Here is a 22,699-nt window from a genome sequence, read left to right as displayed (position 1 = left end):
TGGCGTGGGACGATGCTCTGATTCGATACGACTTCGGGCCGGCGCACCCGATGGATCCGGTGCGGCTCGCGCTGACTATGCGGCTCGCCCGGGAACTCGGCGTGCTGGACCTTCCCGGCGTGCGAGTCGAGACGCCGGTGGTGGCCGACGACGAGCTCCTCTCCACGGTCCATGCGCCGGACTACATCCAGGCGGTCCGGGCGGCCGGCACGGATCCTCGGCGCACTGACCTGTCCTACGGCCTCGGCACCGACGACGTCCCGTGCTTTCGGGGGATGCACGAGGTCAGTGCGCAGATCGTGGGTGGCACGGTGTCGGCGGCCCGAGCGGTGTGGACCGGCAGTAGCACCCACGGTGTGAACATCACCGGCGGCCTGCACCACGCGATGCGCGGCGCGGCGTCGGGCTTCTGCGTCTACAACGACGTGGCGGCAGGCATCCAGGCTGTGCTGGACGCCGGCGCCGAGCGAGTCGCGTACGTGGACACCGATGTCCATCATGGTGACGGCGTTCAGGCCATCTTCTACGACGACCCGCGGGTGCTCACCGTCAGCCTGCACGAATCGCCCCGCACGCTTTTCCCCGGAACGGGCTTCCCCGACGAGACTGGCGGGCCGGGCGCGGAGGGCACGGCGGTGAACATCGCACTGCCTCCGGGGACGGGAGACGCGGGGTGGCTCCGGGCGTTCGCCGCGGTGGTGCCACCCGTCCTTCGGGCCTGGAAACCGCAGATGCTCGTCTCGCAGCACGGATGCGACAGCCACTTCGACGACCCGCTCGCGCACCTCACCCTCACCGTCGATGGCCAGCGTGCGGCCATCCTTGCCGTGGGGGAGCTGGCGGCGCAGCTCTGCGACGGTCGCTGGCTCGCCACCGGAGGGGGCGGGTACTCCCTGGTGGACGTCGTGCCGCGGACGTGGAGTCACCTGCTTGCGATCGCGGCAGGAGCCCCGATCGATCCGCAGACGCCGGTTCCGGCGCGGTGGCGCGAGTTCGCCTCGACTCTGGATCTCGGGCTTCCACCGGTACGGATGTCCGACGGGGCTTCGGCGACCTTCCCGGCATGGGAGGACGGATACGATCCCGCGGACCGCCTGGATCAGTCCGTCATGTCCACGCGCTCGGCCGTATTCCCACTTCACGGCCTCGATCCCTCCTTCTGACCGGTCTCCGCCCCTGGCATGGGTTGTTGTCGCTGGAGTGGGCGGAATGTGCGCTTTCAGCATCCCGAAACCATGCGAAGGCGAGCTATTACGCTTTACCCCTTTCCCATACGTCACATCAGCCACTACCATCATGATCAGGTCGCCGTTGTCGCGCGCGAGGTACGCGCCGCCGGCGCCATGGTGGAGGAGTGATGACGACGAGCGGGCCGGGTGCGACCCCAGGAAAGCCGCTGGGCGAAGTGCGTTTCCTCACGGTTGCCGAAGTGGCGACCGCTATGCGGGTATCCAAGATGACGGTCTATCGCCTGGTCCATGCCGGGACTCTGCCCGCCGTCCAGGTCGGCAGGTCGTTCCGGATACCGGAGAGCGCCGTCCACGAGTACCTGCACAACTCCTACGTCCAGGGCATGGAGGCCGGCTAGCGCAGCCGCTTCGCAGGCCGCCGGTGGGTGGCTTGGCCCGGGTACCGGGGCGTGCACCTCGGGTGAACCGGCGTCTTGAGATTGCGGGTACCCTTGGGGTGATCGTGCGCAGAGATTCAGCTACTGTGAGCGACCCGGCACGCGAGCGTTGAGCTTCGTGTGCCGCCCTGTCCGAACGAAGTGAGCGAGGGTGCCCCGTGGGCTCTGTGGTCAAGAAGCGACGCAAGCGGATGGCGAAGAAGAAGCACCGCAAGCTGCTGCGCCGTACACGCGTCCAGCGTCGTCGCCAGGGCAAGTAGTCTGCTGGGCCCGCGCTTCGCCACCGCCTGGGGGTGTCGCGGGTCTGGTGTCCGATGGACGCGTACCGTGGCCGCGCAACCTCGTTGTCGTCTGATCGCCGTATTCTCGGCGGCCTGGCTCTATACGCTGATCTGAACGGTGCGTAGTGAGGAGGTGGGCGTAGGTGACCGGCGTGGTCATGGTGGTCGGAGTGGCCCGGTACCTCGGAGCGTGCCTCGCCCGGGTTCTCGCCGACGACCCCCGCGTCGACCGGGTGGTCGGTGTCGACGTCGTCCCCCCACCCACGGAGCTCGGCGGGGTGGAGTTCATCGAGGCCGACATCACCACCTCCGCCATCAACCGGGCAATCGCACGCTCCCGGCCGGATGTCGTGGTCCACATGAACATCCTGGCTACGCGCGCCGACGCCGGCGGGCGGGTGCCGCAGAAAGAGATCAACGTCATCGGCACCATGCAGCTTCTCGCCGCCTGCCAGCGTTCTGATTCGGTCCGCAAGCTGGTGGTGAAGTCCTCCACGGCCGTGTATGGGGCGGGATCGCGGGCACCGGCGCTGTTCGCGGAGGACATGGCGCAGAACGTCACCGCTCGTAGCGGATACGAGAAGGACGCCAGCGAAGTCGAGTCTTACGTGCGGGGATTCTCCCGGCGCCGTCCCGACGTGGACGTCACCATCTTGCGCCTGGCCAACGTCTTCGGTCCGGTCATTCGTACTGTGCTGTCCGAATATTTCGTGCTTCCTGTCGTGCCGGTCGTCTTCGGCCGCGATCCGCGCTTCCAGCTCGTCCACGAGGACGACTGCCTGGACGCGTTGCGGATGGCCACAATCCAGGACCATCCGGGGATCTTCAACATCGCGGGCGACGGCTTCCTGGTCCTGAGCCAGGCATTGCGGCGAGCGGGGCGGCTGCCGCTGCCGCTGCCGAGCCTCGGTCACCCGGTGGTCCGAGGCCTGATGCGGCGTGCCGGCATCGCGGACATGGACTCGGTTCAGACTCGATTTCTCACCTATGGACGCGGCGTGGACACCACCCGCATGCACGAGGTGCTGGGTTTCAAGCCGCGTTACGGCACCGTCGACGCTTTCGACGCGTTCGTCGAGGCCAGGGCGAGAGGCGGCGTTCTCGACCGAGACCGGGTCGACGCGCTTGACCAGGTCCTGCGGTCTTTCGCCGGGCTGGCCGGAGCCTTCGGCCCTGGTCAGAAGACGGCCGACGTCGCCGGTGACCGGCATGGGTGAGGGTGCGGGCTCCGACGCCAGCGAGGGGTTGGACCGCCTCCTGACCTTCCTCAAGCGCCGCCTCAATGGCGACTTCTCCGTCGACGCCTTCGGATTCGACCCCGAACTGACCGAGGCCGTCATGCTGCCCGCGCTGCGCCCGTTGTATCGGCATTGGTTCAGAGTCGAGGTCCGCGGGATCGAGAACATCCCCGCGAGCGGTGCGGCGCTGGTGGTGGCGAATCACTCCGGCACTGTGCCGGTGGACTCCTTGATGACCCAGCTGGCCGTGCACGACGAGCATCCCACGCACCGGCATCTCCGGGCGCTCGCCGCGGACCTGGTCTTCCAGTTGCCGGTCGTGTCGGATCTCGCTCGCAAGAGTGGTTCCACACTGGCGTGCACCGAGGACGTCGAAAAACTGCTTGGCAGCGGCGAGTTGGTGGGCGTCTGGCCGGAGGGCTTCAAGGGTGTCGGCAAGCTGTACTCCGAGCGGTACAAGCTGCAGCGCTTCGGCCGTGGCGGATTCGTGTCGGCGGCCCTGCGGTCCTCGGCTCCGATCGTGCCGTGCTCCATCGTCGGCGCCGAGGAGATCTATCCGATGATCGCCAACCTCGACTTCCTGGCTCGTCTGCTTCGGCTGCCTTACGTTCCCGTCACACCCACGTTCCCGTGGCTCGGGCTGCTGGGTCTGGTACCGCTGCCGTCGAAGTGGATGATCGAGTTCGGTAAGCCGATCACCACCGACGGCTATCCGGACGGCGCGGCCGAGGATCCCATGGTGATCTTCGAGTTGACAGATCACGTCCGCGACACCATCCAGAACACGCTGCACCGCTTGCTCGAGGAGCGCGGCGGAGCTTTCGGCTGATCTCCGAATGATCATGTAAACCATGTTTTCTCGTGCTTCACCAGGTCTGCAGGCATGGTGAAGCACGAGAAAACATGGTTTACATGATCATTTAGGTGGAGGTGCGGGAAGTGGGGGGCGTGGGATCGCTCAGCGGCGCTTCCGGGCGGCGACGACGCCGATGATCGCGCCGGCTCCCGCGCCGGCGGCTGCCGCGATGCCGAGTGTGGTGTTGCGACGACGCCCGCGATAGTCCCGGATTCGCCATCCGTGGCGGCGCGCGTGGGCGCGCAGGCGCCGATCCGGATTGACCGCGCACGGGTGCCCTACCAGGGAGAGCATGGGGACGTCGTTGGCGGAGTCGCTGTAGGCGGAGCATCGCTCGAGCAGGAGGCCTTCTCTGCTGGCCAGCGCGCGGACCGCCGCTGCCTTCGCCTCGCCATGCAGCAGATCGCCGACGAGCTTGCCGGTGTATCGGCCGTCGCGGTGTTCGGCGACTGTACCGAGAGCCCCGGTGAGTCCGAGCCGCTGGGCGATGATGGTCGCGATCTCGGTGGGCGCCGCGGTGACGAGCCATACGCGCTGACCCTGGTCGACGTGGAGCCGGGCGATCGCCTGCGTGCCGGGCCAGATCTTGCGGGCCATCCGCTCCTCGAAGATCTCCTCACCGATCTTGGCGAGCTCCGAGACCTCGCGGCCGGCGATGAAGGACAGTGCCGCCTGGCGTGACTCGTCCATGTGCCCGGCGTGCTCCGCCCCAATGGCGAACCGCACCTGCTGGTAGGCGAATCTCGCGATGTCCCCGGTCCGGAAGAACTTGCGCTCGTACAGACCTCGAGCCAGATAGAACAGGGAAGCGCCGCGAACCATCGTGTTGTCCAGGTCGAAGAACGCGGCCGCCCGGGAGTCGGGCGGTAGGTCGATCCCGGCGGTGGCCTCCGCCGTCTCGGCGGCTGCTTCCCCTACGCGTTGGTATCGGTCTCGACGTCGTCCCAGCCGCATGCCCCAAGAGTAGTGTCGGCATGAGCTCGAGAAGCACCACATGGAGGAGTCGACGTGGCGAGAGTCATGATGCTGAGCCGGCCGGGATGTCACCTGTGCGACGAGGCCCGCGAGGTGGTCGCCAGGGTCTGCGCCGACCTCGATGTCCGGTGGGAGGAACGTAACATCGACGACGACGCCGACCTGCAGCGCAAGTACGGTGATCAGATTCCGGTAACCTTCGTCGACGGTGCTCAGCACGACTTCTGGCGAGTGGACGAGGCGCGCTTGCGCCGCGCTCTGCAGGACGCCTCGGCTCCCCATAGTTGACGGCGGCCAAGATCGCAACTTTGTGCATGGCTTCACAAGTGCCCTAGGGTGGGGGCATATTACGTTCCGCCGGATTCCGAGGCGACACCACCCCTGGTTATGTCGTTCCGGCACCCGGCCGACCGGGGAGAGTTGTGGCCCGACCGACTAGCTCGTTGGCGCAGCCGGCGCCGATACCTCGTGGTGTGCCTGAGGCTACGGTGGCCAGGTTGCCACTGTACCTGCGCGCCCTCACAGCGCTGGCCGAACGTGGCGTCGCCACCGTGTCTTCCGACGAGCTCGCGGAGACCGCGGGAGTGAACTCCGCGAAGCTGCGCAAAGACCTGTCGTATCTGGGGTCGTACGGTACCCGGGGCGTGGGCTACGAGGTGGAGTTCCTGCAGCACCAGATCTCGCGTGAGATCGGTCTCACCCAAGACTGGCCGGTGCTGATCGTCGGTATCGGGAATCTTGGCCATGCCCTGTCCAACTACGGAGGCTTCGCCTCCCGCGGATTCCGGATCGCGGCGCTCGTCGACGCTGACCCGCAGCGCACCGGCGAGGAAGTGGCCGGCCTGAAAGTACGGCACTCCGATGACCTCGACGACGTCGTGAAGGAGTTCAACATCGCCATCGCGGTCATCGCCACGCCGGCCCACGCGGCGCAGGCGGTCTGTGATCGACTCGTCGATCTGGGAATCACGAGTATCCTGAACTTCGCTCCGGCTGTCGTGCAGGTTCCCGAGGGTGTCGATCTCAGGAAAGTGGACCTCTCGACAGAGTTGCAGATCCTCGCCTACCACGAACAGCGCAAGAACGGTGCGGCGCTGGCACTCACGGCCGAGCAAGCGGTCGAACTCGCGAAGGCGGTCGGTGGATGAGCGTACTGGTGATGGGGCTCTCGCATCGCAGCGCCCCGGTCGAGGCACTCGAGGACGTCGCGCTGAGCCGCGATGGGGTGGCGAAGCTCCTCGACGAGGTGCATGTCGCCGACCACCTGTCCGAGGCCGTGGTCATCGCTACCTGCAATCGCCTTGAGCTGTATGCCGACGCCGCCACCTTCCATGGTGGCGTGGACGAGGCAGGAGCCATGCTGTCGGCCCACACCGGCGTGCCGCTGGAGCTGCTGACGCCGTATCTGTACGTGCATTACGAGGAACGTGCCGTCTCGCACCTCTTCCATGTCGTCAGCGGCTTGGACTCGATGGTGGTGGGCGAGTCGCAGATTCTGGGCCAGGTACGGGAGTCGTTCCGGCTGGCGCAGACGTCCGGGACGACGGGCCGGGTGCTGGGCGAGCTCTTCCAGACGGCGTTGCGGGTCGGCAAGCGCGCTCATGCTGAGACGGACATCGACGCGGCGGGCCGCTCGCTGGTCACTGTGGGCCTGGCCAGCGTCGTGCCATCGGTCGCTCCCGAGGGCTGGGCCGTGGGACAGGTCGACGGACGATCCTGGCGGCACCTCGTCGAGGGCTGCCGGGCACTCGTCGTCGGAGCGGGATCGATGTCGGCACTGGCCGCCTCGACGCTCGCGGAGGCGGGCGCGGACGTCGTCGTCGGCAATCGCACGCCTGAGCATGCCGAGCGGGTCGCGGCGGCGGTGGGAGGCACCGCCGTGCCGATGAGTGAGATGCCGGCGTTGATCGCCGAGGTCGACCTGCTCGTGACGTGCACCGGCGCGGCCGGCGTGGTCATTCCTTTCGAACTGGTAGAGGCGGCCGTCGCCCGTCGCGGAGGGCGGCCATTGGGCATACTCGACCTCGCCCTGCCACACGATGTCGACGGTGCCGTGGCCGAGCTGCCCGGCGTGGTACTCGCCGATCTCGCCACCCTCGCGCAGGCTCAGGACGCTGACGGCGGCGCCGTGGCCGATCACGTGGCCGACGTGCGCGCCATCGTCGTCGAGGAGGTCGACGCATTCTCCGCCGCTCGGCGGATCGCTCAGGTGGCGCCCACCGTGGTGGCCCTGCGCACCATGGCCGACACCGTGGTGGAAGCGGAGCTGTCCCGGATGCAAGGCCGCCTGCCCGACCTCGACGACCGGACGAAGGCGGAGGTCTCCGCGACTGTTCGGCGTGTGGTGGACAAGCTCCTGCACTCGCCTACCGTGCGGGTCAAGGAGCTGGCGTCGCAGCCCGGCGGGGCCGACTACGAGGCGGCGCTGCGAGAGCTGTTCGCCCTTGACCGGCGCTCCATCGATGCGGTCGTCAAGCCGGACCCGCGGAGCGGGGAGTCCGGTACGGATGCGGGTGAGCGGACATGACACCTCCACTTCGGCTCGGTACGCGGGGCAGCAAGCTGGCGATGGCGCAGTCACGCGGCGTCGCGGAGGCATTGACGGCGGCCACCGGCCGTGCGGTGAACCTGGTCGAGATCACCACCTACGGTGACGTCTCGAACGAGCCGCTGGCCACCATCGGTGGTACCGGCGTCTTCGTCAACGCGCTGCGTGAGGCACTGCTCGACGATCGTGTGGACCTCGCCGTGCACTCGCTGAAGGACCTCCCGACCACTCCCGCGGAGAACCTGACCGTGGCCGCCATTCCGGAGCGGGCCGACCCCCGCGATGTCTTGTGCGCGCGGGACGACCTCACACTGGCCGAACTGCCACCCGGCTCGACCATCGGGACGGGGTCCCCGCGCCGCGCGGCGCAACTGCGAGCGCTGGGACTCGAGCTCGAGGTGGTTCCGGTCCGTGGCAACGTCGACACCAGGATGGCGAAGGTCACCAGTGGTGAACTCGACGGGATCGTCCTCGCCCGCGCCGGCCTGAGCCGGCTCGGCCGGCTGGACGCCGTGACCGAGGTGCTCGACCCCCTTCAGATGCTGCCGGCCCCCGGGCAGGGAGCACTGGCGGTGGAATGCCGTACGGCCGACGAGGAACTCGTCGGCACGCTAGCGGTGCTCGACGACCCGATGACCCGGGCCGCCGTCACCGCGGAACGCACATTGCTGGCCGTTCTCGAGGCTGGTTGCAGCGCACCCGTGGGTGCATATGCTGTGGTGGCCGAAGGAGATGCCCCGCAATCGGATGAACTGTACATAAGAGGTGCTGTCGTCTCCAGCGACGGCGCCATCAGTATCCGCAAGTCCGTCACCGGCCCGGTTGAGGAGGCCGAGCAGCTCGGGCGAACGCTCGCCGGCGATCTGCTCGACGATGGGGCCGGGACAGTTGTCGGCGCCGAGCTAAAGGTGCCGAAGAAGGAGAACGTCTCGTGACCACTCCGCGCGACGCGCGTAAGCGCATTGATCAAGGTGGCGTCGCCTTCGTCGGCGCCGGCCCGGGCGACCCCGGGTTGCTCACCCTCCGAGCGGTGGACGCGCTCGGTGAGGCCGACGTCGTCGTCATCGACGAGTCCGTACCGCACCAGATACTGGAGCACGCACCAGATCTGGTCGAGCTGGTGGACGTCAGCGTCGACGACGCCGGGGTCGCGCTGACCGCCGCCGCCCGTGGCCGCCGGATAGCCCAGGCCGCCAAGAGCGGTCGCCGGGTCGTCCGGCTGCTCGAAGGTGATCCGTTCAGCCACCCCACCGGTGCGGACGAGGTTCTGGCCTGTGTGAAGGCCGGTATCCCGTTCGAGGTCGTGGCGGGCGTCGCCCTGGGTACGGCTGTGCCCACCCACGCCGGCGTGCCGCTCGTCACCGGGCGGCGGCGCAGCGCGCAGATCATCGACGTGGGCGGCAAGATCGATCTGCACTCGTGTACAGCGGACACCCTGGTCTTCACCGGCATCACCGAGCAGCTCGGCGATCTGGTGCAGGGCATCGTCGATGCCGGCCGGGTACCCAGCACGCCCATCGCGGTGGTGACGGGCGGGAGCACGGTCGAGCAGCAGACGATCGTGTCCTCCCTCGCCGACGTGATGGCCGCGGTGAAGGCCGCCAAGCTGGAGGGCCCGTACACGGTCATCGCCGGCGACACCATCGAGAACCGGGACGCGCTGTCGTGGTTCGAGACCAAGCCGCTGTTCGGATGGCGAGTCCTGGTTCCGCGCACCAAGGAGCAGGCCGCGTCGCTCTCGTCGGCGCTGCGGCGGTCCGGCGCGGTGCCCGAGGAGGTGCCGACCATCTCGGTCGAGCCGCCTCGGAACCCGCAGCAGATCGACAAGGCTGTCCGCGGCATGGTCGAGGGCCGGTACGAGTGGATCGCCTTCACGTCGTACAACGCCCTGCGTGCGGTCAAGGAGAAGCTGGTCGGCTATGGCCTGGATGCCCGCGCACTCTCCGGCCTGAAGGTCGCGGCCGTGGGCGAGAAGACCGCCGCCGCGCTGCGGGAATGGGGTATCGAACCTGACTTGGTGCCCTCCGGAGAGCAGTCCGCCGTCGGTCTGCTCGCCGACTGGCCGCCGTACGACGAGGTGCTGGACCCGATCAACCGGGTCTTCCTGCCCCGGGCCGACATCGCCACCGAGACGCTGGCGGCCGGCCTGATGGACATGGGCTGGGAGGTTGACGACGTGACGGCGTACCGGACGGTGCGTGCCGCGCCGCCGCCGGCCAAGACGCGCGAGGCGATCAAGACCGGCAAGTTCGACGCCGTCCTGTTCACCTCGTCGTCGACGGTGCGCAACCTCGTGGGCATCGCCGGCAAGCCGCACACCAACACGGTGATCGCGTGCATCGGCCCGGCCACCGCCAAGACGGCCGAAGAGCACGGCCTACGGGTCGACGTGATGGCGCCGGAGCCGTCGGCGGAGTTGCTGGCCGAGGCACTGGCGGAGTTCGGCACCGCTCGCCGGGTGTCGCTCCTGGAGTCCGGGGAGCCGTTGCTCAAGCCGTCGCAGCGTCGGCGTGCGGCGTCCCGGCGCAGCAAGAACGCCCAGTAAGCCGCAACCACAGGAGAACCGCGGTGCCGTACCCGAATGAACGGCCGAGGCGGCTGCGTCGCACCCCGGCGATGCGCCGGCTGGTCAGCGAGACGATGCTCGAGCCACGGCAGCTGGTGCTGCCCATGTTCGTCCGCGAGGGCGCGGTGGAGCCGAGGCCCATCCTCTCGATGCCGGGGGTCGTGCAGCATTCCGCCGAGACGGTGCGCAAGGCGGCCGTCGAGGCCGTCGAGGCGGGCGTGGGTGGGCTGATGCTCTTCGCCGTTCCCGAGCACAAGGATGCCGTCGGCACCGGCGCGGCCGCTCCGGACGGTGCGCTCAACGTCGCCATCCGTGAGGTCGTCAGCGAGGTGGGCGACGCGACGGTGGTGATGGCCGACCTGTGCCTGGACGAGTTCACCGACCACGGGCACTGTGGCCTCCTCACGCCCGGCGGGACGGTCGATAACGACGCCACCCTGGGAGCCTACGAAGCCATGGCCGTGGCGCAGGCAGACGCCGGAGCACACGTGGTGGCACCCAGCGGGATGATGGATGGCCAGGTCGCGGCTGTTCGTGGTGCGCTCGACGCGGCGGGCCACCACGACGTCGCCGTTCTGGCCTACGCGGCGAAGTACGCGTCCGCGTTCTACGGGCCGTTCCGTGATGCGGTGGAGTCGTCGCTGTCCGGTGACCGGCGCACATACCAGCAGGATCCGGCCAACGCCACCGAGGCGATGCGCGAAGTCCGGCTGGATATCGAGGAGGGCGCCGACATGGTGATGGTCAAGCCGGCGATGTCCTACCTCGACGTGCTCGCACGTGTGCGAGATGCCGTGGATGTTCCGGTGGCGGCGTACCAGGTATCCGGCGAGTACGCGATGGTCGAGGCCGCGGCCGCGAACGGATGGATCGACCGTGACCACGCGATCATGGAGTCGCTGACCTCGATTCGCCGCGCGGGTGCGGACATCGTCCTCACCTACTGGGCCGTCGACGCGGCCCGCCGGCTTTCCGGTGCGGGACGCTGAGCTTCACCGCTCAGCTGACACGACGCGACTCGCGACGGCGTCGCTGCTCCACGGGATCGGGTACGGGGGCGGCGGCGAGCAGGCGCTTGGTGTAGTCCTCGCGCGGCCGGGACAGCACGTCGTCGCGCGTGCCCACCTCGACAAGCTTGCCCTGGTGCATCACGGCGATCCGGTTGGCGAGCAGTTCGACGACGGCGAGATCGTGGCTGATGAACAAGCACGAGAATCCGAGCCGGGCCTGCAGGTCGAGCAGCAGGTCCAGGACGCGGGCTTGAACCGAGACGTCGAGCGCGCTGGTCGGCTCGTCGGCCACCAGCAGCACCGGATCCAAGGCGATCGCCCTGGCGATGCCGACCCGCTGCCGCTGGCCACCGGAGAGCTCGTGTGGAAACCGATGCCGCCAGGCGGCCGGCAGTTCGACGCTCTCCAGGAGCGCCGTCACCCGGCGGTCTATTGCGGCGCGTCCGGACAGTTCGCCTTGCAGACGCAGCGGCTCCGCGATGCTGTCGCCGATCGGATAGCGCGGATTCAGCGACGACGCCGGGTCTTGAAACACCATGCCGATGCGGCCGCGTACCTTCCGGAGCTCGCGCCGCGACGCGGTGGTGATGTCCTGCCCGTCGACGAGTACCTGGCCAGAGGCAGCCCGCAGCAAGCCGACCGCGCACCGGCCCAGCGTGGACTTGCCCGAGCCGGACTCGCCGACGAGACCCAGGATCTCGCCGCGCCCGATGGTGAAGCTGACGTCGTCGACCGCGCGGAACCCGGCGCGGCCGAGGCCGCCCGGATACTCGACTGCGACATTGCGCAGTTCCAGCGCGTTCCCGGCATGAGCGGCAGCCTGAGCCGCCGGAGTCTCCGCTGGCTCCGCGGGCTCGGCCTCGAGCAGGCGACCGGACTCGGGCCGGTGACCCAGATGCGGTACGGCGGCCAGGAGTTCCCGAGTGTAGGGGTGAGAAGGGCGGGCGAAGATCTCGGTCACCGGGGCCTGCTCGACCACCTCACCACGCCGCATGACGACGACGCGGTCGGCGATGTCGGCGACGACGCCCATGTCGTGGGTGATGAGCAGGATGGCTGAGTCGAGCCGATGCCGGAGATCGCGCAGCAGCTCCAGGATCTCCGCCTGGACGGTCACATCGAGCGCGGTGGTGGGCTCGTCGGCGATGAGCACGGCGGGGTCACATGAGATGGCCATCGCGATGACGGCTCGCTGCCGCTGCCCGCCGGACATCTGGTGTGGGTAATAGCGGTAGCGCGTGGCGGGATCGGGGATTCCCACCATGTCCAGCAGTTCGACGGCCCGGGCTCGCGCCGCGGACTTGGAGAGCGACGTGTGCAGGCGCAGCGCCTCGACGATCTGGGAGCCGACCGTCAGGACCGGGTTGAGAGCGGTCATGGGTTCCTGGAAGACCATGGCGACGTCCTTGCCGCGAAGCCTGCGCAGGGCAGCTTGGCCCAGTCCGGTCACGTCTCGCCCGGCGACCTCGATGCGGCCGGTGCGGGTGGCAGTACGCGGAAGCAGGTCGAGCACCGCGGTGGCGCTGACGCTCTTGCCGGAACCGGACTCGCCGACGAGCGCCAGGATCTCGCCGGGCTGCACCTCGAACGTCACGTCTCGTGCGGCGTCGAGCTGCTGGCGTCCCATCCGGAAGGACACCGTCAGCGCGTGCAGCGCCAGTGCCGGCGTGGTCATACGATCCCCTTGTCCGATCCGTCCCCGTCCAAGAACGGGGAGTCCACGTGCGCATAGGCGCGCTTGAGGGTCACCAGCTCGAGGCCGATCTCGGTACGCCTCAGACCTGGCAGGTTAGCCAGAACCTCGGTGGTGAACCGGTGTAGGTCCGCGTGGTCGCGTAGAACCGCCTCACACGTGAGATCGGTGTAGCCGGCGGTTCCCGCCACGTAGCGGACCTCGGGCCGGGCCGCCAGTGTCCGAGCGGCGTCGTCGAGGTGCCGCAGATCCACATCGAGCCAGCAGAACGCCTCGACCTGGTAGCCGAGGAGTTCTGGCCGTACCACGGTGGTGAACCGCACCCGTCCCTCGCGGACCAGCGTGCTGACCCGTCGCTTGGCCATCGACTCGCTCATGCCGAGCTGGCCGGCGAGTCCGGCGAAGCTCAGCCTCGCATCCGTGCCGAGGAGTTCGACGAGTGCCCGATCGCGCTCGTCGAGGGGAGCCGGCTCGGTCTCGACGATGGGACCGCGCGCTTCTGCCAGCGATTCCGCGGCCGGCTCGTCGAGGGTGCCGTGGGACCAGACGTGTGCGACCTTGTAGTGGGCGATGACGTTCTCCGTGACGGTGGACGAGATGCCCTCGATGGCTTCGATGCCGTTGAACAGGACTCTCGCCAGCTCGCGTTGTGACGCCACGATCAGCTCAAGCACGATGTCGAAGGACCCCGTGACCAAGGCGATGAACCGGACGTCGGGCCGCTTCGCGAGCTCGGCGGCCACGCGCGGGCTCTGGCCCACGTGGCATCTCACCTGCATCATGACCGGGTATCCGGAGCCACAGCGCAGCGGATCGGTCGACGCGACGACGCGGACCACGCCATCGGAGAAGAGTCGCTGCGCCCGCCTGGACACCGTGGTGTCCGAGGTTCCGACGGCCCGGGCGATCTGCTGCCACGTGGCACGCCCGTGTATCTGCAGGGCGGCCACGATCTGGCGGTCCATCTCGTCGAGCACGACGGCTTCGTCGGTCATGCGGGGTTTCCATCCTGGCTCGGCTTGTCGTGGAGCTGAGCTTAGCGTGTACGTCGCGCAGAAATCTATCTAGAAAACTACTCGTCGCGTCTATCTCCGTCATTTGACTTGCCGAAAGTGTCTGTTTCTGGCACTGTTCACGATTGAACGTTGTTCTGTGCCGCCATCGCGGCGTGCTGACGGAGGGTCACAAGTGCTCGAACCTGCTGCGCGTTACCAGGGCTACACCTCGTACGGCTACCTGCGGGAGGGAGTCGACTACAAGTCCTTCAAGCTGGCCCCGGAGCTGGGGCGGGTTCCCGCCTACGCCGGCCTGGAGCTGTCCTCGGCCCAGCAGGAGCGAGTCACCCGCCTGCTCACGGAGAGCGTCGTCGTCTCCACGCATGAGCACCCCACCCGGTTCCCGGAGGAGATCGGCGAGACCATCGATTACAACCGGCACGGCCGGCACCGCACCGGATACGAAGGCCTGGCCCGCTCCGGGCTGACCGCAGTCTTCGACAACTTCATGGACGGCACCGCGTGCGTCACCAGCCATGCCGGGTGGAAGTGGACCGACATCATCGCTGACCTGGGGATGCGGTTCAGCGACCTCGCGCATCAGGACTTCGTCGTCAAGGCGGAGACGGTCGCGGACATCCGCCACGCCGAACAGACCGGACGGATCGCCCTGATCGCCGGGCTGGAGGCCTCGACGCCAATCGAGAACGAGCTGGACCGGATCGACATTCTGTACGGCTTCGGGGTGCGCCAGCTCGGCATCGCCTACAGCGAGGCGAACACGCTGGGCAGTGGTCTGAAGGAGCGGCGCGACGGAGGCCTCACCGTCTTCGGCCGCAAGGCCGTCGAGCGGATGAACGCACTCGGCATCATCATCGACGTGTCGCATTCGGGGGACGTGACGTCGCTCGAGGTCATCGAGCACTCCACCAAGCCGATCATCATCACCCACGCCGGCGCCCGCGCCGTCTGGAACACCAACCGGATGAAGCCGGACAACGTCATCAAGGCGTGCGCCGAGCGTGGCGGGATCATCGGCCTTGAGGCCGCGCCGCACACCACGCTGTCGCCCGCGCACCCCCGGCACAATCTCGAGTCGGTCATGGACCACTTCGTGTACTGCGTCGATCTGGTCGGCATCGAGCATGTCGCGTTCGGCCCGGACACGCTCTTCGGTGACCACGTCGGGCTGCATCACCTCTTCGCCGATCACCTGTCGATCGGTGAAGCGCACGGTTCGGTCGAGTACGACGAGGTCGAGTACGTCGACGGCCTCGAGAACCCGGCCGAGTGCTTCTGGAACATCGTTGGCTGGCTGGTCGCACACGACTACTCCGACGACGAGATTCGCGCCGTCATCGGGGGGAACGCGATGCGAGTGATCGAGGAGGTCTGGAACTGATGAGGAACAGCAGGAACACCCGGGCGGGACTGCGCGGGGCCGCGATCGTGGCCGCCGCCGCGGTGATGATGGCCGCCTGCACCCCGTCCGATCCGGACGCCGCCGACGACGAGGGCGGCACGTCCGGCGAGGACGCCGGCGATGCGTCCGGCGGCGATCTGCGCATCGGCACCACGGCCGACGTCGTCAACTTCAACCCACTGGTGGGCAACAGCCGCACCGACACCTGGGTGACCAATCTCATGTACCCGTCGATGATGACGCTGAACAGCGACGGCGAGAAGGTCCCCGCCCTGGCGACGGAGTGGGGCTACGGCGAAGACGGCCTCACGGCGTGGATCGAGATTCGTGACGACCTGGAGTGGACCGACGGCACGGCGCTGACCGCGGAGGACGTCGCCTTCACGGTCACCGCGGTCAAGGATGAGAGCCTGGGAACCGTGTCCGGGATGATCGGAGCCATGGAGGACGCCGAAGCGGTTTCCGACACCCGCGTGGAGTTCACGCTGAGCCGGCCGGACGGTGCGTTCCTGAACAGCATCGGCTTCTGGATGCCGATCGTTCCGTCGCACGTCTTCGGTGAGGCACCCACCGTGGCCGACTTCGCCAACGACTCCGACTGGGTGTCAGCCGGCCCCTTCGTGCTGACAGAGGTCGATCGCGGACAGCGGTATGTGCTCGACGCCGTCGACAACTACCCGCTGGCCGAGGGCGGGCAGGCCAATCTGGACCGGGTGATCTACCGGGTGTACCCGGACGTCAACACGCAGGTGCTGGCGCTGCGCTCCGGCGAGCTCGACCTGATCGCCAACGCCTTGCCGCCGTCGGTGGTGAAAGAGCTCTCCGGTGACGACTCGCTGGAGCTGTACTCCGTTCCGTCTCTGGGCTGGGCTCACATGCAGTACAACATGCGCCGCGAACCGCTCGACCAGGTCGAGGTGCGGCGGGCGCTGGCGCACGCGGTCGACTACGAGGCAATCCGGCAGGTAGTCCTGGGCGGCAATGCGGTATCGGCGAACTCCAGCGTGCTCACGCCCACCTTCGCGCAATGGGCCGACGATACGGCGGAGGAGTACGCCTTCGACCCGGATCTGTCCCGCAGCCTGCTGGAGGATGCCGGCTTCGAGGACGCGAACGGCGACGGAATGTACGACGACGTCAGCTTCGAAATGATCTACGACACCGGAGACCCGATCATCTCCACGTGGGCCGAACTCGTGCGTGACCAGAGCGCCGAGGCCGGAATCGAGATCGAGCTCTCCGGGCTTGAGCGCAATACGTACCTCTCTCGCACCCAGGACCGGGACTTCGACATCTACGCCGGTTCCTGGGCGATCATCGACGAGCCGCAGTCGAACTTCGTGCTGCTGTTCGACGAGGAGGGCTTCATCAACTACGCCGGGGTCGACGACCCGGATATCGACGCGCTGATGGAGGAGGCGTCGTCGGCGCTGACGGTCGAGGACGCGCGCGGCCCGCTCCAGGAGATCGCCAGGATCGTGACCGACGAGGTGTACGACAACGTGATGTACGTCGAGCAGTTCACCTTCGCCGCGACCGACCAGTGGACCGGATTCGATCCGAAGCCGAGCGAGTTGCTCTCCGTGGTCAACCCGCAGTCCTTGGCGTCGGTGCGGCCGGCGGAGTGATCCCGGACGGTCAGGCGATATGGCGATCCTGAGATTCGGCTCGCTGCGGCTGCTTCGTGGTCTGCTCACGTTGTGGTTCGCGGTCACCGTCACGTTCTTCCTGGTGCGGCTACTGCCGGGCGACCCCGCCCTGGCTGTGGCCAGCCCGACGATGACCGCGGACCAGCGGGCCAAGATGCTCGCCGACTTCGGTCTGGACGAGCCCTTGCTGCTGCAGTACGTCAACTATCTGGCCCAGCTGGTCCAGGGCAATCTCGGGATCTCTTTCCGGCAGTCGCAGCCGGTGCTGGACATCTTGCTGGAACGGCTGCCGTGGACACTCATGCTCACGGGTAGCGCGCTCGTCCTGACGCTGATCATCGGGCTTCCGCTGGGGGTGGCCGCGGCCACTCACAAGGGCGGGACGATCGACCGCATCGTGCAGATCGGCGGGGTGGTGGGCCAGTCCTTGTTCGTGCCGACAGTCGGCATCGCCCTGCTGTACGCCTTCGGCCTCGGGCTGGGCTGGTTCCCCATCGGCGGGGCCATCGACTCCGACGTCTACGGTTTCGAGGCCTACATCAGCATGGCCCGTCATCTGGTCCTGCCCGCGCTGAGCCTGGTGCTGCTGCAGATCGGCGCCTACGTGTTGACGTTGCGGACCAACCTCATCGACGCGCTGGGCGAGGAGTACTGCAACGTGGCCCGGGCCAAGGGATCGTCGGAGCGGACCGTCGTGTGGAAGCACGCCCTGCGCAACGCCTTGTTGCCGACCACGACGCTGGTCGGTCTGCAGCTGGGCTTCCTGGTCGGAGGCGCCGTGCTGACCGAGACCATCTTCGCCTATCCGGGAATCGGCCGCGCGATCTACGAGTCGGTCGGCCAGCTGGACTTCCCGGTCATGCAGGGTGCGTTCGTGCTGCTGGCGGCGACCGTCGTCGTGGCGAATTTCCTGACCGACATGGCATATGGATTCCTCGACCCCAGGGTGCGAGTCTCATGAGCCGATCGCGACCAGAAGGCATGAGCGACGCGACGAGCGCGGCACCCGCTGATCCGATGGTGCTGCCGGACGGTGGAGCACCGTACGGTTCCCCGCGGGCCCGGACCTGGCGAGCCTTCCGCCGCAATCCACTGGGCACGGTGTCCGTGGCGATGCTGGCACTGCTGGTGCTCGTGGCGGTGTTCGCGCCGCTGATCGCGGACTATCCGAGTGGCTACGGCACCGAGGTGTTGTCCGGGCCGTCGGCCCAGCACTGGTTCGGCACCGACAACCTCGGACGCGACATCTTCGCCCAGGTGGTGTGGGGCACCCGGACCAGCATGGTGGTCGGGCTCGGCGCCGCCGGCCTGGCGATCGTCCTCGGGGTGGCGGTCGGGGTCAGCGGGGCGTACTTCAAGCGCCTCGACACGCCCCTGGGAATGCTCGTCGACCTGATGTTGTCGCTGCCGGTGCTTCCACTGATGATCCTGGTGGCGGCCCTGGCCGGGCCCAGCGTCTCCACCCTCGTGGTGGTGATCGCCGCGTTCTCGTGGCCGGAGGTGGCCCGGGTGGTGCGCTCGCAGGCGATGCCCGTCGTGACGTTGTCCTACGTGGACGCAGCGCACGTGATCGGCGGCTCGAACCGCTGGGTGCTGTTCCGCCATGTGCTCCCGGCGGTGTCGCCGGTGATCACCGTCTCCGTGGTGCTGACCGCGTCCCGCGCGGTGCTCAGCGAGGCCGGCCTGTCCTTCCTCGGTCTCGGTGACCCGAGCAGCTGGTCGTGGGGCGCCATCCTGCACAACGCCCAGCGTTCCGGGGCGTTGAGCTCGTCGTGGTGGACGGCGTTCTTCCCGTCACTGGCGATCCTGCTCCTGGTGGTGGCCGCGACCTTGTGCGCACTCGCCTACAACGATGCCCGCAACCCCCGAACCCGGCAAGACGACCACCGCTGACACGGTGAAAGGTGCGATCGACGCATGACGTTCTCCCAACGGCTCAGCCCCGACTTCTACCGCGGCGTCCACGATCGGCTCCGGGCCAGGCTCGACGCCGACGGTCTGGACGCCGTCGTGATCGACGACTGGCACGACGTCGCCTACGTGACCGGCTTCTTCCACCATCCGAACGAGCGCCCTGCGATTGTGTGGGTGGCCCGCGACCGCAGTGTCCTGCTGGTTCCTGAACTGGAACGGGAGCACGCGGTGGCCCAGGGGGCGGTTGTGGACGAGATCGTCGCCTTCACCGAGTACCCGGGCGTAGTCAGCCCCTTCGAGACACTGGCAGCGGCGGTGCCCCGCGCTGGCCGGTGGGCACACACGCCGGCCATGACCACCGGCCGGTTGCGGTCGCTGTCGGCGGCCCTGCCGGGCGTCACCTGGGAGATCTCGGCGGTCGTCGACGAGCTGCGGCTGGTCAAACAGCCGGAGGAGATCGAACTCCACCGTGGTGCCGCCAGGCTCGGAGACGTCATGCTGGCGGCCGGCATCGACCTGGTGAAGGCCGCCGTGGAGTCCGGCGAGCTGCCGTCGGAGGCGGAGCTCGCGGACCACGTGGTGCGTGCGGGCAGCCGGTGGATGTACGCCGAGCATCAGGACGTCGTCGTCGTTCCCATGCTCACGGGCGGGCTCGTGTACAGCGGCGAGAAGTCCGCCTACCCACACGGGCTTCCGTCGGCGAACCGGCTCAAGCCCGGCGACACCTTCATCCTGTCCCTCGGCGGGGCGGTCGGCGGGCGGTACGCGGAGAGCGAGCGGACGTTCTTCCTCGGCGAGCCCAGTGCCGAGCAGCTGCGGTATTTCACCGCGGACCGGGAAGCCCAGGAGGTAGGCACCCAGGCGATACGGCCCGGAGCCGTGTGCAGAGACGTGAACAGGGTCTGTCTCGACGTCATCCGCGATGCCGGGTTCGCCGGGAACCTGCGGCACCGGCAGGGGCACGGCATCGGTCTGGACTTCCACGAGCCGCCGTGGCTGGAGGACGGCGACTCGAGCGAGCTGCAACCGGGCATGGTCGTGTCCAGCGAGCCCGGCGTATACGTCCCCGGCCATGCCGGCTACCGCATCTCGGACACGGTGCTCGTGACGGAGACCGGCCACGAACGGCTCACCACCTATCCGCGTGATCTCGACGATGTCGTGATTCCGCTATGAGACCCCCGGCGGTCCCGTGGGCCAGGCCCCGGGACCGCCGGTGTGGAGCACCCGGCATGACCCCCACGGAACGAAAGAGGCCAGACACGAGATGATCGTCGAGATCAACGGTAATCCGCTGGACGTGGAGCTACTCGGAGACAACCCGGACGCACCGCTGCTGATCGCGCATCACGGTGCTCCAGGCCTGGGTTCGAAACGTGAGCCGCTCGCCGCCTTCGGGCACCTCGCGGACATCTTCCGGGTGCTGGTCTTCGACGCGCGGGGCAGCGGCAAGAGCGGCGACACTCCGCCGTTCACCCACGAGCAGTGGGTGGCGGACATCGACGCGTTGCGGGAGTGGGCGGGCGCGGAGACGTTCGTGATGGCCGGCGGCTCCTACGGCGGCTTCCTGTCGATGGAGTACGCGATCGTCCATCCCGAGCGGTTGCGGGCGATGGTGCTCCGGGACACCGCGGCGGACCAGAGCCACGACGACCTCGCCCTGGCCAACGCCCGTGCGTCCGCCCGCGTCGAGATCGACGAAGAGAAACTGATGCGGATCATGGAAGGACGGGTCTACGACAACGACGACTTCCGCGAATGCTGGGCCGAGATCCTGCCGCTGTACGACTACGACTTCGACCCTGCCACGCTGCCCGAGCGGATCGCGGCCGTCGACTACCACTACGCCACCCACAACTTCGCGTTCTCGGTGAACAAGCACAAGTACGACGTGAAACCGGGGCTTCCAAACGTCTCGTGCCCCACTCTCGTGACGGTAGGCCGGGCCGACTGGATCACCCCGGTGGAATGCAGCGAGACCATCGCCTCGCTCATCCCGGACAGCACGCTGGTGATCTTCGAGAAGTCGGGGCACTCCCCGCCCTTGGAGGAGCCGGAGCTGTTCCAGAGCGTTGTGCGCCGGTTCCTGGTCGAGCGGGTGCTGACCTCTGGAACATGACCTACCGGGTGTGGCGGTGCCGATCTTGGGTACCGGGACCGGTTGTGTCCTGTCGAGTGCCGGCTTGAGCGCTCGTCATTCGGGACGCGAGCATCGTCGACGCGGAGGTGCACGGTAATGGTTCGCGAGCGGGAGCAATGGGCCACCCGCGCTGGGTTCATTCTCGCCGCTGTCGGATCAGCCATCGGCCTCGGCAACATCTGGAGATTTCCGTACGTCGCGTATGAGCACGGCGGCGGGGCGTTCCTGCTTCCCTATCTGATCGCGCTGCTCACCGCGGGGATCCCGCTGCTGATCATGGAATACACGATCGGCCGGCGCGCGAAGGGCTCACCACCGCTCGCGTTCCGGGCACTGTCTCGCCGGGCGGAGCCGATCGGCTGGTGGCAGGTCGCCATCTGTTTCGTCATCGCCACCTATTACGCGGTGATCATCGCCTGGGCCGTGCGCTACACGGGGTTCTCGATCGGTCAGCAGTGGGGCGACGACCCGGAGGCGTACCTGTACGGCGAAGTCCTGCAGACCGCCGACGAGCCGGGGTTCGTTTCATCGTATGTCTCCGGGGTGGCCTGGCCTCTGATCGGCATCTGGGTGGTGACGCTCGGGGTGCTGGCGTTCGGCGTGCGCCGGGGCATCGAGCGTGCGAACAAGATCTTCATTCCGCTGCTCGCGATCCTGTTCCTCGTCCTCGTCGTGCAGGCGCTCACGCTCGACGGCGCGGCGGACGGGCTCGACGCCTTCTTCTCACCGGACTGGAGCGCCATCACCGACGGCAGCGTGTGGGTCGCGGCGTACGGGCAGATCTTCTTCTCATTGTCCGTCGGCTTCGGGATCATGGTGACCTACGCGTCGTACCTGCACCGACGGGCTGATCTCACCGGTTCCGCGCTGGTGGCGGGGTTCGCGAACAGCTCGTTCGAGATCCTGGCGGGCATCGGCGTGTTCGCGGCCATCGGCTTCATGGCGTCCACCGCCGGCCTGGGCGTCGGCGAGGTGCTGGAGGAGGGCGGCATCGGGCTGGCCTTCGTCGCCTTCCCGCAGATCATCTCCAGCCTCCCGGCCGCCGGGGACCTCTTCGGGCTGCTCTTCTTCGGCTCCCTGGTGATCGCGGGGCTGTCGTCGCTGATCAGCATCGTCCAGGTGGTGATCAGTGCGGTCCAGGACCGGACCGGCATGCCACGTGTTCCTGCCGTGCTTGTGGTCGGCGGCGGGATCGCGGTGGTGTCGATCGTGTTGTTCCCGACTGGAGAAGGGATCTACATCCTCGATGCGGCTGACCACTTCGTGAACCAGTACGGCATCGCGATGGCCGCACTTGTGGCCGTCGTCGTGGTGGCCTGGATGCTGCGGGCGCTGCCCACTCTCCAGGTCCATGCGGACGAGACCTCGGCTATCAAGGTCGGCAGGCTGTGGCTGTTCACATTGGGTGTGATCACGCCGGTCGTGCTGGGCTTGATGATGTGGGACAGCCTGCGCGGTGAGCTCGAGGCTCCGTACCAGGACTACCCTGGGGCCTTCCTGGCCGTCGCCGGCTGGGGAGTGGCGGCGGGCGTGCTGCTGGTCGGCATCGCGCTCTCGTTGTTGCCCTGGCGTCAGGCCGACCAGCTGGTGCGGGTGCACGGCGATGAGGGGAGGGTCTGATGTCCACCGGAGCCGTGATCATGCTGATCGTTTCCATTCTCGTCGTGTGGGGCGGACTCGTCGCCGGCATCGTGGTGCTCAGGCGTCACCCGGATGATCCCCGCGATGAGGACCGTCCCCCGCCTCCCTCGAGGTGATGACGGCCGTTGCGTCCTGCAAAGTGA

21 protein-coding genes and 1 pseudogene are annotated in these 22,699 nt (G+C 67.9%); 19 read left to right on the top strand and 3 right to left on the bottom strand.

The genetic code is table 11. The features are described 5' to 3' along the window. Positions 1–50 precede the first annotated feature (50 nt). The 5 genes and pseudogenes from G1H11_RS04505 (at position 51) to G1H11_RS04485 (ending at position 3,975) form a co-directional block, all read left to right on the top strand. Entirely contained in the window at positions 51–1,163 is a 1,113-nt protein-coding gene (locus G1H11_RS04505; RefSeq protein ID WP_163817065.1) for an acetoin utilization protein AcuC, read from the top strand. A 194-nt stretch (positions 1,164–1,357) separates the two neighbouring features. Next, the gene (locus G1H11_RS04500; RefSeq protein ID WP_163816453.1) at positions 1,358–1,588 is read left to right on the top strand and encodes a helix-turn-helix domain-containing protein; all 231 of its coding nucleotides are present in this window, start codon (positions 1,358–1,360) and stop codon (positions 1,586–1,588) included. Positions 1,589–1,785: 197 nt separating this feature from the next. After that, positions 1,786–1,887, top strand: coding sequence for a 30S ribosomal protein bS22 (locus tag G1H11_RS04495; RefSeq protein ID WP_013020966.1), 102 nt, complete (start codon positions 1,786–1,788; stop codon positions 1,885–1,887). Between the two features lie 179 nt (positions 1,888–2,066). Then, positions 2,067–2,732: pseudogene (locus G1H11_RS27375) on the top strand (NAD-dependent epimerase/dehydratase family protein); the annotation flags it as partial. A 163-nt stretch (positions 2,733–2,895) separates the two neighbouring features. Further along, a complete protein-coding gene (locus G1H11_RS04485) occupies positions 2,896–3,975 on the top strand; it encodes a lysophospholipid acyltransferase family protein (protein ID WP_425501179.1) in 1,080 nt (359 codons plus the stop codon). Between the two features lie 129 nt (positions 3,976–4,104). On the opposite strand, the gene G1H11_RS04480 is transcribed toward G1H11_RS04485, so the two are convergent. Continuing rightward, a complete protein-coding gene (locus G1H11_RS04480) occupies positions 4,105–4,956 on the bottom strand; it encodes an HAD family hydrolase (RefSeq protein WP_163816449.1) in 852 nt (283 codons plus the stop codon). A 66-nt stretch (positions 4,957–5,022) separates the two neighbouring features. Here G1H11_RS04480 and G1H11_RS04475 point away from each other — a divergent pair, with 66 nt between their 5' ends. From G1H11_RS04475 to hemB, 6 genes are all read left to right on the top strand, one after another. Further along, positions 5,023–5,265 (top strand): glutaredoxin family protein, encoded by a 243-nt coding sequence (locus G1H11_RS04475; protein ID WP_163817061.1) that lies wholly within the window; start codon positions 5,023–5,025, stop codon positions 5,263–5,265. A gap of 155 nt (positions 5,266–5,420) precedes the next feature. Next, a complete protein-coding gene (locus tag G1H11_RS04470) occupies positions 5,421–6,125 on the top strand; it encodes a redox-sensing transcriptional repressor Rex (RefSeq protein WP_163817059.1) in 705 nt (234 codons plus the stop codon). Continuing rightward, the gene (locus G1H11_RS04465) at positions 6,122–7,504 is read left to right on the top strand and encodes a glutamyl-tRNA reductase (protein ID WP_163816447.1); all 1,383 of its coding nucleotides are present in this window, start codon (positions 6,122–6,124) and stop codon (positions 7,502–7,504) included. Before G1H11_RS04470 ends, G1H11_RS04465 begins: the two co-directional genes overlap by 4 nt. Continuing rightward, entirely contained in the window at positions 7,501–8,460 is a 960-nt protein-coding gene (gene hemC / locus G1H11_RS04460; RefSeq protein ID WP_163816445.1) for a hydroxymethylbilane synthase, read from the top strand. The genes G1H11_RS04465 and hemC overlap by 4 nt, the downstream gene beginning before the upstream one ends. Continuing rightward, entirely contained in the window at positions 8,457–10,070 is a 1,614-nt protein-coding gene (locus G1H11_RS26855) for a uroporphyrinogen-III synthase (protein WP_163816443.1), read from the top strand. The genes hemC and G1H11_RS26855 overlap by 4 nt, the downstream gene beginning before the upstream one ends. A 23-nt stretch (positions 10,071–10,093) precedes the next feature. After that, positions 10,094–11,080 carry a porphobilinogen synthase gene (hemB, locus tag G1H11_RS04450; RefSeq protein WP_163816441.1) on the top strand — a complete coding sequence of 329 codons (987 nt, stop codon included), beginning with the start codon at positions 10,094–10,096 and terminating at the stop codon, positions 11,078–11,080. Between the two features lie 10 nt (positions 11,081–11,090). On the opposite strand, the gene G1H11_RS04445 is transcribed toward hemB, so the two are convergent. Together G1H11_RS04445 and G1H11_RS04440 are read right to left on the bottom strand one after the other, a co-directional pair. Beyond that, positions 11,091–12,776 (bottom strand): ABC transporter ATP-binding protein, encoded by a 1,686-nt coding sequence (locus tag G1H11_RS04445; protein ID WP_163816439.1) that lies wholly within the window; start codon positions 12,774–12,776, stop codon positions 11,091–11,093. Then, positions 12,773–13,789: an Lrp/AsnC family transcriptional regulator gene (locus G1H11_RS04440; protein WP_163816437.1), complete on the bottom strand. Its 1,017-nt coding sequence runs from the start codon at positions 13,787–13,789 to the stop codon at positions 12,773–12,775. The genes G1H11_RS04445 and G1H11_RS04440 overlap by 4 nt, the downstream gene beginning before the upstream one ends. A gap of 193 nt (positions 13,790–13,982) precedes the next feature. Here G1H11_RS04440 and G1H11_RS04435 point away from each other — a divergent pair, with 193 nt between their 5' ends. The 8 genes from G1H11_RS04435 to G1H11_RS04400 all read left to right on the top strand — a co-directional run bounded on the left by G1H11_RS04435 (position 13,983) and on the right by G1H11_RS04400 (position 22,672). Further along, positions 13,983–15,191, top strand: a complete 1,209-nt coding sequence (locus G1H11_RS04435) for a membrane dipeptidase (RefSeq protein ID WP_163816435.1) — start codon at positions 13,983–13,985, stop codon at positions 15,189–15,191. After that, positions 15,191–16,840: an ABC transporter substrate-binding protein gene (locus G1H11_RS04430; protein WP_163816433.1), complete on the top strand. Its 1,650-nt coding sequence runs from the start codon at positions 15,191–15,193 to the stop codon at positions 16,838–16,840. Before G1H11_RS04435 ends, G1H11_RS04430 begins: the two co-directional genes overlap by 1 nt. A 19-nt stretch (positions 16,841–16,859) precedes the next feature. Next, complete coding sequence (locus tag G1H11_RS04425) at positions 16,860–17,822, top strand: ABC transporter permease (RefSeq protein WP_163816431.1); 963 nt, start codon at positions 16,860–16,862, stop codon at positions 17,820–17,822. Continuing rightward, positions 17,819–18,754: an ABC transporter permease gene (locus G1H11_RS04420; RefSeq protein ID WP_216843439.1), complete on the top strand. Its 936-nt coding sequence runs from the start codon at positions 17,819–17,821 to the stop codon at positions 18,752–18,754. The genes G1H11_RS04425 and G1H11_RS04420 overlap by 4 nt, the downstream gene beginning before the upstream one ends. 24 nt (positions 18,755–18,778) lie before the next feature. Continuing rightward, positions 18,779–19,951 carry a M24 family metallopeptidase gene (locus G1H11_RS04415; RefSeq protein WP_163816430.1) on the top strand — a complete coding sequence of 391 codons (1,173 nt, stop codon included), beginning with the start codon at positions 18,779–18,781 and terminating at the stop codon, positions 19,949–19,951. A 91-nt stretch (positions 19,952–20,042) separates the two neighbouring features. Further along, on the top strand, positions 20,043–20,894 hold the full coding sequence (locus tag G1H11_RS04410; RefSeq protein WP_163816428.1) for an alpha/beta fold hydrolase: 852 nt from the start codon (positions 20,043–20,045) through the stop codon (positions 20,892–20,894). A gap of 117 nt (positions 20,895–21,011) precedes the next feature. Continuing rightward, complete coding sequence (locus G1H11_RS04405; protein ID WP_163816426.1) at positions 21,012–22,535, top strand: sodium-dependent transporter; 1,524 nt, start codon at positions 21,012–21,014, stop codon at positions 22,533–22,535. Further along, on the top strand, positions 22,535–22,672 hold the full coding sequence (locus G1H11_RS04400; RefSeq protein ID WP_163816424.1) for a methionine/alanine import family NSS transporter small subunit: 138 nt from the start codon (positions 22,535–22,537) through the stop codon (positions 22,670–22,672). The genes G1H11_RS04405 and G1H11_RS04400 overlap by 1 nt, the downstream gene beginning before the upstream one ends. Positions 22,673–22,699 lie beyond the last annotated feature (27 nt).

Origin of the sequence: Phytoactinopolyspora alkaliphila (assembly GCF_010550695.1) — a bacterium.
Classification (GTDB): Bacteria; Actinomycetota; Actinomycetes; order Jiangellales; family Jiangellaceae; genus Phytoactinopolyspora; species Phytoactinopolyspora alkaliphila.
Note: the sequence above shows the minus strand (reverse complement) of the source record. Positions and strands in the feature narration are given on the sequence as shown.